Annotated in this window: 12 protein-coding genes, 1 tRNA gene and 1 pseudogene; 2 read left to right on the top strand and 12 right to left on the bottom strand. The window is 61.6% G+C overall.

Features of this window, described 5'->3' with window-relative positions:
• Window positions 1-171: 171 nt before the first annotated feature.
• From deoD to AB5Y48_RS17365, 7 genes are all read right to left on the bottom strand, one after another.
• A complete protein-coding gene (gene deoD / locus AB5Y48_RS17395; RefSeq protein WP_050667714.1) occupies window positions 172-888 on the bottom strand; it encodes a purine-nucleoside phosphorylase in 717 nt (238 codons plus the stop codon).
• Between the two features lie 71 nt (window positions 889-959).
• A complete protein-coding gene (locus AB5Y48_RS17390) occupies window positions 960-2,168 on the bottom strand; it encodes a phosphopentomutase (protein ID WP_224163742.1) in 1,209 nt (402 codons plus the stop codon).
• A 15-nt stretch (window positions 2,169-2,183) separates the two neighbouring features.
• Entirely contained in the window at window positions 2,184-3,515 is a 1,332-nt protein-coding gene (deoA, locus tag AB5Y48_RS17385; RefSeq protein WP_368165278.1) for a thymidine phosphorylase, read from the bottom strand.
• An 86-nt stretch (window positions 3,516-3,601) separates the two neighbouring features.
• On the bottom strand, window positions 3,602-4,375 hold the full coding sequence (gene deoC / locus AB5Y48_RS17380) for a deoxyribose-phosphate aldolase (protein WP_050667711.1): 774 nt from the start codon (window positions 4,373-4,375) through the stop codon (window positions 3,602-3,604).
• A gap of 346 nt (window positions 4,376-4,721) precedes the next feature.
• A complete protein-coding gene (locus tag AB5Y48_RS17375) occupies window positions 4,722-4,892 on the bottom strand; it encodes a XapX domain-containing protein (protein ID WP_050667710.1) in 171 nt (56 codons plus the stop codon).
• Between the two features lie 125 nt (window positions 4,893-5,017).
• Complete coding sequence (locus AB5Y48_RS17370; protein WP_050667709.1) at window positions 5,018-6,292, bottom strand: NupC/NupG family nucleoside CNT transporter; 1,275 nt, start codon at window positions 6,290-6,292, stop codon at window positions 5,018-5,020.
• Between the two features lie 211 nt (window positions 6,293-6,503).
• A complete protein-coding gene (locus AB5Y48_RS17365; RefSeq protein WP_368165281.1) occupies window positions 6,504-7,292 on the bottom strand; it encodes a TatD family hydrolase in 789 nt (262 codons plus the stop codon).
• Between the two features lie 25 nt (window positions 7,293-7,317).
• On the opposite strand from AB5Y48_RS17365, the gene AB5Y48_RS17360 reads away from it, so the two are divergent.
• The gene (locus AB5Y48_RS17360; RefSeq protein ID WP_050667707.1) at window positions 7,318-7,908 is read left to right on the top strand and encodes a prepilin-type N-terminal cleavage/methylation domain-containing protein; all 591 of its coding nucleotides are present in this window, start codon (window positions 7,318-7,320) and stop codon (window positions 7,906-7,908) included.
• Here AB5Y48_RS17360 and AB5Y48_RS17355 read toward each other — a convergent pair.
• The 4 genes from AB5Y48_RS17355 to AB5Y48_RS17340 all read right to left on the bottom strand — a co-directional run bounded on the left by AB5Y48_RS17355 (window position 7,898) and on the right by AB5Y48_RS17340 (window position 10,771).
• On the bottom strand, window positions 7,898-8,032 hold the full coding sequence (locus AB5Y48_RS17355) for a hypothetical protein (protein ID WP_256364881.1): 135 nt from the start codon (window positions 8,030-8,032) through the stop codon (window positions 7,898-7,900). The two genes, AB5Y48_RS17360 and AB5Y48_RS17355, sit on opposite strands and share 11 nt — an antisense overlap.
• A complete protein-coding gene (locus AB5Y48_RS17350) occupies window positions 8,032-8,535 on the bottom strand; it encodes a GNAT family N-acetyltransferase (RefSeq protein ID WP_050667706.1) in 504 nt (167 codons plus the stop codon). The genes AB5Y48_RS17355 and AB5Y48_RS17350 overlap by 1 nt, the downstream gene beginning before the upstream one ends.
• Window positions 8,536-8,597: 62 nt before the next feature.
• On the bottom strand, window positions 8,598-9,938 hold the full coding sequence (rlmD, locus tag AB5Y48_RS17345) for a 23S rRNA (uracil(1939)-C(5))-methyltransferase RlmD (protein ID WP_368165275.1): 1,341 nt from the start codon (window positions 9,936-9,938) through the stop codon (window positions 8,598-8,600).
• Between the two features lie 748 nt (window positions 9,939-10,686).
• Window positions 10,687-10,771, bottom strand: a tRNA-Leu gene (locus AB5Y48_RS17340).
• 140 nt (window positions 10,772-10,911) lie between these two features.
• Here AB5Y48_RS17340 and AB5Y48_RS17335 point away from each other — a divergent pair.
• On the top strand, window positions 10,912-11,421 hold the full coding sequence (locus AB5Y48_RS17335) for an RDD family protein (RefSeq protein WP_136614327.1): 510 nt from the start codon (window positions 10,912-10,914) through the stop codon (window positions 11,419-11,421).
• A gap of 39 nt (window positions 11,422-11,460) precedes the next feature.
• On the opposite strand, the pseudogene AB5Y48_RS17330 reads toward AB5Y48_RS17335, so the two are convergent.
• Window positions 11,461-11,643 (bottom strand): annotated as a pseudogene (locus AB5Y48_RS17330) (IS4 family transposase); the annotation flags it as partial.

Genomic DNA, 11,643 nt, shown 5'->3' with positions numbered 1-11,643 from the left:
CGAGCCCAGCGAGCCCAGCGAGCCCAGCGAGCCCAGCGAGCCCAGCGAGCCCAGCGAGCCCAGCGAGCCCAGCGAGCCCAGCGAGCCCAGCGAGCAGCAGGGTGACGACACCCCACCGAAAACACAATAAAAAAACGGCGGCCAGTTGGCCGCCGTTCTCATCTCGCAGGATTATTTGTCGCCCAGCAGGACGGACTCCAGCGCGATCTCGATCATGTCGTTGAAGGTCAGCTGACGCTCTTCGGAGGTGGTCTGCTCACCGGTACGGATGTGGTCGGAGACGGTGCAGATGGTCAGAGCCTTGGCACCGAACTCGGCAGCCACACCGTAGATACCGGCAGCTTCCATCTCAACGCCCAGGATGCCGTACTTCTCCATCACGTCGAACATGGAGGGATCCGGGGTGTAGAACAGGTCGGCAGAGAAGATGTTACCGACGCGAACCGGGGTACCCTTGTTCTTGGCGGCCTGGACGGCGTTGGCCACCAGGTCGAAGTCGGCGATAGCGGAGAAGTCGTGATCCTTGAAGCGCAGACGGTTCACCTTGGAGTCGGTGCAGGCGCCCATGCCGATGACCACGTCACGCAGCTTCACATCTTCACGAACGGCGCCGCAGGAGCCAACACGGATGATGGTCTTGACGCCGTAGTCGGTGATCAGCTCCTTGGCATAGATGGAGCAGGACGGGATGCCCATGCCGTGACCCATGATGGAGATGCGACGACCCTTGTAGGTACCGGTGAAACCGAACATGTTGCGCACGTCGCACACCTGTTCGACGTTCTCCAGGAAGGTCTCGGCGATGTACTTGGCACGCAGGGGGTCACCCGGCATCAGAACTACGTCAGCAAAGGCGCCATCTTTCGCGTTGATATGAGGAGTTGCCATTCTCTTATTCCTTCACACTTGATTGGTTGTTGTGTTTTTTTAAGGTCCCGCCTGCCGGCGGGACCCGTCAGTTACAGAAAGCTGGTGCCGTACTGCAACGTGGGCAGCCCGTGATAGGCCGCAATGCTTTGGCCGATGTCGGCGAAGGTCTCGCGACCACCAACACTGCCGGCCTTGACCGGTTTGCCGTAGAAGATTACCGGAATATGCTCGCGAGTGTGATCGGTTCCACCCCAGGTCGGATCACAGCCATGGTCGGCGGTGATCACCACCACGTCACCATCCTGCAGCAGGGCAAACAGCTCCGGCAGACGGGCATCGAAGTACTCGAGCGCATCGGCGTAGCCCTTCACATCACGGCGGTGGCCGTAGGCGGAGTCGAAGTCCACGAAGTTGGTGAAGACGATGGTGTTGTCACCGGCGGCTTTCACCTCTTCCAGGGTGCGATCCCACAGCTCGGTGAGGCCAGTGCCCTTCACCTTCCTGGTGATCCCCTGCTCGGCATAGATGTCGGCGATCTTGCCGATGGAGACCACCTGACCGCCGGCGTCTTTCATGAAGTCGAGTACGGTCGGCGCCGGTGGCAGCACAGAGTAGTCGTGACGGTTGCCGGTACGCTTGAAGTCACCCTTGCCGCTGCCCACGAACGGACGGGCGATAACCCGGCCGATGTTGTAGGGCTCGAGCAGCTCTCGTACGATCTTGCACAGCTCATAGAGCTTCTCGAGACCATAGGTCTCTTCGTGGCAGGCGATCTGGAACACGGAGTCGGCAGAGGTGTAAAGGATCGGCTTGCCGGTGCGCATATGCTCTTCACCCAGATCATCGAGCACCTGGGTACCGGAGGCATGGCAGTTGCCAAGGTAACCCGGCAGACCAGCCTTTTCGACGATGGCGTCAAGCAGCTCCTGCGGGAAGCTGTTGTGATGGTCCTTGAAGTAGCCCCACTCAAACAGCACGGGAACGCCGGCAATCTCCCAGTGACCGGACGGGGTGTCCTTGCCGGAGGAGAGCTCCTTGGCGTAACCATAGGCGGCCACGACCTCGGTCTGCTTGTCGAGCCCCGCCGGGAAGAGACCGGAGGAGAGCTCACAGGCATGACCCAGACCCAGCTTGGTCAGGTTCGGCAGGGTGAGGGGGCCGCGCCCCTCAACCTTGCCCTCGGCACACGCCTTGGCGATATGGCCGAAGGTGTTGGCGCCTACGTCACCGAACTTGTCGGCATCGGCGGCAGCGCCGATACCGAAAGAGTCCATCATCAGGATAAAGGTACGTTTCATGGGTGTTCCCCTTACTTACAAATCGGCCAGAGTGATGCGGCGATAGACCTCGGGCAGCGCCTCGGGGATATCGTCACCAATCCGGATAGCAGCTTTCACCATGGCGGCTGCCTGAGCATACTGGTCCTCACTCTGAGCATGGATCAGTGCCAGCGGTTTGTCGGCATTGACCTCATGGCCCAAGCGTACAAAATCGGACAGACCGACTGCATAGTCGAGTCGATCGGCCGGCGCGCGGCGACCACCGCCCATGGCGACCACCGCCAGCCCCAGCCCACGGGTGTCCATGGAAGAGACGACGCCACTGCGGTCGGCGTAGACCGGGCGCACGATGGCGCTCTTGGGCAGATAGCTGTCGTAACGCTCCATAAAATCGCTCGGGCCACCCAGGCCGGTCACCATGCGACCGAAGATCTCGGCCGCCTTGCCGTTGTCGAGCACCGCCTGCAGCTTGGCGCGAGCCTCACTCTCATCGCTGGCGAGGCCGGCGGAGATCAGCATCTCGCAAGCCAGTGCCATGGTCACGGCGTGAATGCGCGGGTTGCGATACTCACCGGTCAGGTAGCGCACCGCCTCGCGCACTTCAACCCCGTTACCGGCACTGGAGGCCAGCACCTGGTTCATGTCGGTGAGCAGTGCAGTGGTGCGGCAACCGGCGCCGTTGGCCACGGCGACGATGCTCTTGGCGAGCTCCTCGGAGGCCTCGAAGGTCGGCATGAAGGCGCCGGACCCCACTTTTACGTCCATCACCAGGGCTTCCAGACCGGAGGCCAGCTTCTTGGAGAGGATGGAGCCGGTGATCATGGCGATGGATTCGACGGTGGCGGTCACGTCACGCACCGAGTAGATGCGCTTGTCGGCCGGGGCGAGATCGCCGGTCTGACCTATGATGGCCACGCCGGCTTCACGCACCACCTTGATAAAGGTGTCGTTGTCGACAGAGGTCTGGTAACCCGGGATGGCATCGAGCTTGTCCAGGGTACCACCGGTGTGGCCCAGGCCACGACCGGAGATCATCGGCACGAAACCACCGCAAGCGGCGACCATCGGGCCGAGCATGAGAGAGACCACATCACCCACGCCGCCGGTGGAGTGCTTGTCGACGATGGGGCCACCCAGGTTGAGGGGCGCCCAGTCGAGCACCATGCCGGAGTCACGCATGGCGCAGGTCAACGCGACGCGCTCGTCCATGGTCATATCACGGAAGTAGACCGCCATGGCCAGGGCCGCAATCTGCCCCTCACCGATAGCGCCGTTAGTGATGCCCTGGACGAAGAACTGAATTTCTTGGGTACTGAGCGCTTCACCGTTGCGCTTCTTGCGAATTATTTCTTGAGGCAAAAACATCTTTCATTCCCTCCGCGCCGCTGGCGCGCATGCAAGCCGAATAGAAGTCCTGATGTCGGGGCGGCAAGCCGCCCCGGCGATTGCGCTTAGTAGCCGCTGGTGTCCGCCGGCTTGTCGCCGTGGCCCAGGGTCGCCAGCAGGCTGGCCAACAGGCTGGAGGCACCGAAGCGGAAGGTGCGGGCGCTGACCCACTCCTTGCCCAGGATCTCTTCGGCCATGGCGAGGTACTGGCCGGCAACGGCCGCATCCTTGACACCACCGGCCGGCTTGAAGCCCACCTTGGGATCTTTGGCCTTGATCACTTCCATCATGATGCGGGCCGCTTCGGGGGTCGCGTTGACCGGCACCTTGCCGGTAGAGGTCTTGATGAAGTCGGCACCGGCGTCGATACAGATCTCGGAGGCGCGACGGATCAGCGCCTCTTCTTTCAGCTCACCGGTCTCGATGATCACCTTCAGCAGCACATCGGCGCCACAGGCTTCCTTACAGGCTTTGACCAGATCGAAGCCGATCTGTTCGTTGCCAGCCATGAAGGCGCGGTAGGGGAAGACCACGTCCACCTCGTCGGCACCGTAGGCCACGGCGGCACGGGTCTCGGCCACGGCGATCTCGATGTCGTCGTTACCGTGCGGGAAGTTGGTGACGGTGGCGATCTTCACCTGCTCGGCACCGATCTCACGCAGGGTCTTGCGGGCGATGGGAATAAAACGGGGATAGATACAGACGGCGGCAGTCATGCCCGCCGGAGAGTTGGCCTTGCGGCACAGGTCGATGACCTTCTGATCGGTGTCGTCATCGTTCAGGGTGGTCAGGTCCATCAGGTTCAGGGCACGCTGTGCCGCGATCTTCAGATCAGTCATCACATTCTCCACATATCAAGTCTTCGACACCGGTGGCGCAGTAAGCCGACCCGGAGTCAGGTTCAATGTTTACAGCAAAACTGCACAGGCAATCCGACTGCAAATAAGGCAATAGCCCCGTCACTTTCTTACAAAAGTGCGGACTTGGTTCCATGAAGACTTGAGACGGGATGACCCGAACCCAATCAATTCCATTTGACCGCCAACACCCGGATTCCACCGGATATTAGTCAATGTCAGCACCCTGCTGACACTGCCTATTTGAGCCGAGATACCCCTCTCATGCAAGCCAGTTCTCGCCATTTCCTGAGGTATCTCACATCTGCGAACCGCCTTGTCGTCGCGCTTACGAGAAGAAGCGCTCGATGATCCAGCCGTAGGCGATACCGCCGAGATAGACCCCGACAATCCCCATCACACCGGAGAGGACGGGAGGAGCCGGGATGGGCAACTTGAGGAAAGAAAACAACACACCAACAATGAATCCGGCCGCCATAGCCAGCAGTACTTCGTTCATAAAAACCTCCGATTGACTCTATTTTTATAAGTGTATTTAAGGAAAACGGTTGTCACCGATCCAAATGCGAACGCCACAGCAAAAGCTGTGGCGTTCGGCGTTGTGGACTCTGTCCAGACGCTATCTTACATGGCGGTGAGGGCCAGGAAGAAGCCTGCGATGGTAGCAGACATCAGGTTGGACAGGGAGCCTGCCAGCACGGCCTTCAGACCGAAGCGGGCGATATCACCGCGACGGTTCGGCGCCATGGAGCCCAGACCACCGAGCAGGATAGCCACGGAGGAGAGGTTGGCGAAGCCGCACAGGGCGAAGGAGATGATGGCCTTGGTGTGGTCAGACATGGCCACGCCGTTGATCAGCAACTCATCTTTCAGGTACGGGGCGAAGTTCAGGTAGGCCACGAACTCGTTGACCACCAGCTTCTGGCCGATGAAGGAACCGGCAACGGTCGCTTCGTTCCAGGGCACGCCGATCAGGAAGGCGAGCGGGGAGAAGAGCCAGCCCAGGATCATCTCGAGGGAGAGCTCGGGCATACCGAACCAGCCACCCACGCCGGAGAAGAGGCCGTTGATCATGGCGATCAGACCGATGAAGGCGAGCAGCATGGCACCCACGTTCAGGGAGAGCTGCAGACCGGCGGAAGCACCGGCAGCGGCGGCGTCGATGACGTTGGCCGGCTTGTCGTCCAGCTCGCCGTCGGCGGAATCTTCGTTATAGGAGGGAGTCTGAGTCTCGGGGACGATCAGCTTGGCGAACAGCAGGCCACCCGGTGCAGCCATGAAGGAGGCAGCGATCAGGTACTCCATCTTGACGCCCATGGAGGCATAACCGGCCAGTACGGAGCCGGCAACGGAAGCCAGACCACCACACATGACGGCGAACAGCTCGGAGTCGGTCATCTTGCCGATGAAGGGACGCACCACCAGCGGCGCTTCGGTCTGACCCACGAAGATGTTGGCAGTGGCAGAGAGGGACTCGGTGCGGGAGGTGCCCAGCACCTTCTGCAGGCCGCCGCCCAGCAGCTTGATGATCCACTGCATGATGCCCAGGTAGTAGAGCACGGCAATCAGGGAGGAGAAGAAGATGATGACCGGCAGTACGCGGAAGGCAAACACGAAGCCACCGCCACCGAACACTTCAAACATCTTGCCGCTCACCAGGCCACCGAACAGGAACTCGATGCCCTTCTGACCGTAGTTGATGACGCTGGAAACGGCATCGGAAGCGCCGCCCAGGATATCTTTACCTACCGGAACATAGAGTACGAACGCACCCAGACCAGCCTGGATACCGAACGCACCCGCCACGGTACGAATGTTGATTGCCTTGCGATTGCTCGAGAAGAGCACCGCGATAAGGATGAGGGTTGCCATCCCCACCAGACCCATGATCAGACTCATTAGTTGTTTTCCTCTAGTAGCACCTTGCCGCTTGTTAACGAGTTGTGTGAAAAAACTCATCAATCAAGGCCGCGCATTATACTGAATGCGTCATGCCAAAGTAGAAGGCAGCTCACACTTTATGTGCGCGAAATTGGTATCATGGCGGATTTTTAGAACGAAAACGATTTTTGCGACTACTTCTTGGCTAGCTGTAAAAGTCCGGCGTTAGTCAATTGTTAAATAGTGTGTCGAGAGCCGGGAAAAGACGGCAGGTCGAGCGCCGTAACAGTTTGGCAACCTCAGATGGGTCTTCCCCCCTCAGTTCGGCCAGCACTGCCAGCACCTCGGGCAGATATTCGGGGCTGTTACGCACTCCCTGACGGCCACACAGGGGCATGTCAGGGGCATCCGTCTCCAGCACCAGCGCCTCCCATGGCAGGGCCGCCACCGCCTCCCGGGTCTTGTTGGCCCGCTCATAGGTAATCGTGCCGCCGATGCCGAGGCAAAACCCCAGTTCCCAAAAACGCTCGGCCTGATGGCGCGAGCCGGAGAAGGCGTGGATCACCCCGCCGGCCTGGGGCCGATAGAGTCTGAGCAGTCCGGCAACCGTGTCGTTGGCCCTGACCGAATGCACCAGTAGCGGCAGCCCTGTCTCGCCGGCGAGGCGAAGCTGCCCCTCGAACAGGGTCAACTGCCCCTCCTGCTCAACCTGACTGCGCCCATCCAGACCACACTCACCGATGGCCACCAGGCCGGGAGATGGCGCGGCCAACCGCTGCGCCAACCGGGTCAGGGCCGAGGGGGAGTGGCTTGCCGCCCAGAGCGGGTGAATACCGAGGGCATAGAAGCGCCCCTGTGCGGGATCGGCAAGCGCACTCACCGCCGCCCAGTTTTCCTCCCCCGTGGCGGGAATGATAAACTGACTGACACCGAGCCCACGGGCACGCGCCAATAGCGCCTCCCGATCGCCGTCAAAAGTGCTTGCGTCCAGATGGCAGTGGGTATCGATCAACATGATTCACCTTGTTTCAGGAGTCCGCAGTATGAAGCACACCATGGAGGCCAACCGGGGCTTTACCCTGATCGAGCTGGTGCTGGTGATCATTGTACTCGGGATCCTGGCCGTCACCGCCCTGCCCAAGTTCATCAATCTCAAGGATGACGCCCTCAAGGGGTCGGTACAGGGCACCGCCTCCGCCTTTGCCGGCGGTGTGCAACTGGCCAACGCCGGCTGGCAGGTGCGGGCCCAGGGCAATCCCCTCTACAACCTCGGCAGCATGGGCAAGCAGGATCTCGATATCAATCGCCACGGCTGGCCGGTGGGAACCAAGGAAGATCAGGGGGGACAGGGAGTCGATGCTATCTTCCCCGGCGGTGAGAGCGATCAGATCTCGGTCAGCAGCCCGGACGACTGCGAAAGCCTCTTCACCGGCCTGCTCGACACGGATCAGAGCGTGGCTGACGAGCGCATCAGCGACTCCCAAAGCGACTATATCTCCTATATCGATCGCAGCGACGGCCAATCCGATGGCAACGGCCTGCGTCACGACAACTGCCGCTACCGGCTGCGCCGCGATACCACCCTGGGCTTTGACTACAACAGCCTGACCGGGGCCGTCAGCCTCACTTTTTGACCTCGCGATCGGCCTTCGCCTCGTGGCGCTGCGGCACGCAGCAGCGCCGGTTCTCGGGGGTCAGCCCCCAACGGGCGCACCAGGCGTCGTAGCGAGCCAGCCAGCGTTTCAACATGAGCAACATCAGCGTACCTCCAGCAGCAGTCCCATGGTGATCTCATCCACCCATTCGTCACCGACGCGATAGGCGTGACGCCGCCGCCCCTCCTCCACGAAACCGCACTTGCCATAGAGGGCATGGGCCACCTGGTTATCGGCCATCACTCCCAGCTCGAGGCGGTGGATGCCGAGGTGCGGCGCCTCCTCGATGAGGGTACGCAGCAGCGCCTCCCCCTGCCCCTGGCCACGAGCAACCCGGCGCAGCCCCATCACCACCAGGGCGCAATGGCGGTTACGGGCCAGGCCGCCGCCAATCAGCACGGCAAAGCCCTGCACCTCCAGGCCTTGCACCAGCAGCCACATGGCCTGGTTGGGGGCCGCCGTCATGGCCTCGAGACGCTGACGCTGAATGGCCACATCCGAGGGACGCTCCCCTGCTTCATAGAGCATGAAGCGCGTCTCGGCGTCGAGGGCGCGAAAGAAGGCGTCGAGCGCCGCCGCATCATCCGGCACGGCCAGTCGAATCATCCCTGTCTCCCATGAAAAAGGCTTCCCGAAGGAAGCCTTTATGACACGATGCCAGAGCCCGCTCAAGCCCGGCGCAGGCGCGCTACCGCCTCCACGTGCAGGGTATGGGGGAACATATCCACCGGCTGCACCGCCTCCAGCACGAAACCGCGAGCGGTCAGCCAGGCCAGATCCCGCGCCAGGCTCTGGGGGTTGCAGGAGACATAGACCAGCCGCTCCGGCGCCATGGCGACCAGGGTCTCGAGCAGCGCCTTGTCACACCCCTTGCGTGACGGATCGACCACCACCACATCGGCGCGCTCGCCGGCACGATAGAGCTCGGCCACCTTCTCCTCGGCCTTGCCCACATGAAACTCCGCATGCCCGATGCCGTTGCGCTCGGCATTGCGGCGGGCATCCTCAATGGCCTCGGGAACCAACTCGATGCCGATCACCCGGGCCGCCTGGCGGGCCAGGAAGAGAGAGATGGTGCCGATGCCGCAGTAGAGATCGAACACGGTCTCGCTACCGGTCAGGGCGGCAAACTCCAGCGCCTTGCCATAGAGAGTGTCGGTCTGCACCGGGTTGACCTGATAGAAGGAGAGGGGCGAGATGACGAACTCGAGATCGTGCAGACGATCCGTGATGATCCCCTCCCCGCTCAACACCCGGTTGCTCGGCCCCAGCACCCGGTTACCCGGCTCGGCGTGAATATTGTGTACCAGGGTAGTAATGGGCAGCCCCTCGAGGGCGGCCAGCAACTCGGCCTCGGCGGGCAGGGTCTCGGTGCGGGTCACCAGCACCAGCATCCACTCTCCGCTGGCGAATCCCTTGCGGGTCATCACATGGCGCAGATCCCCCTCGTGGTTCGCCTCATCGTAGGGGCGAACCTGATGCTCGCGCATCCAGCGACGCAGGCGTGCCAGCAGCTCCCCATGCAGGGGATCTTGCACCGCACAGTCATCGCAGGCGACCAGGGTATGGGAGTGCTTGCGATAGAAGCCGATCTCGGCCCCCTCGGCGCCGGCACGCACCGCAAACTGCGCCTTGTTACGCCAGGCGAAGGGGTCCGTCATGCCGAGCACCGGCGCCACCGCCGTGGTGAGTCCCTGCCTGGTCAGGGCGGCACGCACCAGCTCACGCTTGGCCTCGAGCTGGGCCGGATAGGCCAGGGGGCGAACCTGGCAGCCACCGCACTCGGTGTGGGGGCAGAAGTCGGGCACCCGGTCCGGGCTCGCGGTCACCACCTGCTCGAGGCGACCGTGCATATAGTTGGGCTTGACCAGGGTGAGGGCGATCTCCACCTCTTCACCGGGCAGGGCCCCCTCCACGTAGACGGGGATCCCCTCGGCACGGCCGACGCCATCCCCCTTGTCGGTCAACTCGAGGATCTGGATGCGGCACTGCTCTCCGACTGAGGACATGGTGATCTCCACTGGCTTGCTGGGGTTTATAAAAAAGGTGGCAGAGTGTAGCGGGAAGGGGGCACAGTCACAATCCCCGAACGCCGGCTGGCAAAGTGTGACCAGACTCCCAAGCCTGTGGCCAGGCCTGAATATACACTGCCGCATAGGGTGCAAAGAGTTCGTCCTCGGCAGGGTTTCACCCTTCAGGCGTGGGCGAAACCCCGCGTAGCGGCAATCCTGCAGGGGTTGGGATGCCTAGCCATGGATGAAAAGGATGAAAATGGGACACCCACCATTTTGCCCACCATTTTGAGCGCCGCGTGGCGGCCAATAGATCGACGCTATGCCCCTCATTCGCAGTCAGGCACGGTATTGGATCCCCCTCCAACCCGCCGAGGAGAGGAAGCAAGGTCAGGAGCGCTATCAGGGATGATGGCGCAGCCGCAGCGGGGCATGAATGCCCCATCTGCGGCGGTCCGTCCGACCTGGCGACTGAGCCGAGGGAAACCGCGTAGCGGTCGGATTGGCGGGGGAAGGCCTTCTTGGTGACTTCTTGGGCCAGCAAGAAGTCACTCGCCACCGCCCGAAGGGCGGGCGAAACCCCGCGTAGCGGCAATCCCGCAGGGATTGGGATGCCTAGCCATGGGCATGCGGGAAACGGGAAACGGGAAACGGGAAACGGGAAACGGGAAACGGGAAACGGGAAACGGGGGAGTATCCCCAAAAAGCAACAAGGCCACTCGAATGAGTGGCCTTGTCAGGAATGTGGTGCCCGGGGTCGGACTCGAACCGACACGGTTTTACCCGGCGGATTTTGAATCCGCTGCGTCTACCGATTTCGCCACCCGGGCAGTGGGAGCGATTATACGAATGGCTCTGGGGCAGGCAAGCTCTTTTTCTGTCGTCCCTCGGTGATTGTCCAATTATTCAACACCTTGCCGACCCTCATCACACTCCCTACAATGCCCCGGACTCTCAGGAAGGAACCCTCATGGCCAAACGTAACCCCCCCAAGACCCCAACCCCGACTCCCAGCCACCCGCAAGCCTCCTTTTGGCGCAGGATGGGTGCCTGGCTCTACGACAGCCTGGTCGTCCTCTCTTTGCTGATCATCGGTGGCTTTATCGGCTTCGGTGTGGCACATCTGGCGCTGATGTTTGGCTGGGCCCGGCTCGCCGAGGGGCAAGAGGTGGCCGACCTCCTCTCTCACAGCCTGCTCTATACCGCCTGGCTGGCCGCCATCATCCTCGGCTTCTACAGCTGGTTCTGGGTACGTGGCGGTCAGACCATCGGCATGCGTGCCTGGCGCCTGCGCATCCAGAACAAGGATGGCAGCTCCATTCGCTTCACCCAGGCGCTGATCCGGCTGGCAACCGCGGCCTTCGGCCTCGGCAACCTGATGGCCCTCTTCAGCCCCCGCGCCTTCCAGGATATCTGGGCCGAGTGTGAGGTGATCGTATTAAGCAAGGAAGAGAACCGGGCCCTGCTCGATCGGGATTAAGCCATAGACGAAGGGCACCCTGCGGTTAATGCCAGTCAGTTAAGACTGACTGGCATTGTTTTTATTGGATTTTTTCACGCTGTACTTCTGCGGTCTTGGCTTCACGCAGCGGGGGTAACTTCGCTCTATCCTATCGGGTAACACAAACTGCCCCGCTTGTTTCTCCAACTCCGCCACCCGCTTAGGGATATTCCCTGGTGACATGAACGGCATACAGCTCAA

The sequence above is a fragment of the Aeromonas sp. R6-2 genome, from assembly GCF_040908155.1.
Classification (GTDB): domain Bacteria; phylum Pseudomonadota; class Gammaproteobacteria; order Enterobacterales; family Aeromonadaceae; genus Aeromonas; species Aeromonas schubertii.
This window is presented reverse-complemented; position numbering and strand designations above follow the sequence as displayed.

Excerpts from the sequence above, each read along its gene's own strand:
- AB5Y48_RS17360 (WP_050667707.1), top strand. The coding sequence starts at position 7,318 with ATGAAGCACACCATGGAGGCCAACCGGGGCTTTACCCTGATCGAGCTG.
- rlmD (WP_368165275.1), bottom strand. The coding sequence starts at position 9,938 with ATGTCCTCAGTCGGAGAGCAGTGCCGCATCCAGATCCTCGAGTTGACC.
- AB5Y48_RS17370 (WP_050667709.1), bottom strand. The coding sequence starts at position 6,292 with ATGAGTCTGATCATGGGTCTGGTGGGGATGGCAACCCTCATCCTTATC.
- deoD (WP_050667714.1), bottom strand. The coding sequence starts at position 888 with ATGGCAACTCCTCATATCAACGCGAAAGATGGCGCCTTTGCTGACGTA.
- deoC (WP_050667711.1), bottom strand. The coding sequence starts at position 4,375 with ATGACTGATCTGAAGATCGCGGCACAGCGTGCCCTGAACCTGATGGAC.
- AB5Y48_RS17350 (WP_050667706.1), bottom strand. The coding sequence starts at position 8,535 with ATGATTCGACTGGCCGTGCCGGATGATGCGGCGGCGCTCGACGCCTTC.
- AB5Y48_RS17355 (WP_256364881.1), bottom strand. The coding sequence starts at position 8,032 with ATGTTGCTCATGTTGAAACGCTGGCTGGCTCGCTACGACGCCTGGTGC.
- AB5Y48_RS17335 (WP_136614327.1), top strand. The coding sequence starts at position 10,912 with ATGGCCAAACGTAACCCCCCCAAGACCCCAACCCCGACTCCCAGCCAC.
- AB5Y48_RS17390 (WP_224163742.1), bottom strand. The coding sequence starts at position 2,168 with ATGAAACGTACCTTTATCCTGATGATGGACTCTTTCGGTATCGGCGCT.
- AB5Y48_RS17375 (WP_050667710.1), bottom strand. The coding sequence starts at position 4,892 with ATGAACGAAGTACTGCTGGCTATGGCGGCCGGATTCATTGTTGGTGTG.
- deoA (WP_368165278.1), bottom strand. The coding sequence starts at position 3,515 with ATGTTTTTGCCTCAAGAAATAATTCGCAAGAAGCGCAACGGTGAAGCG.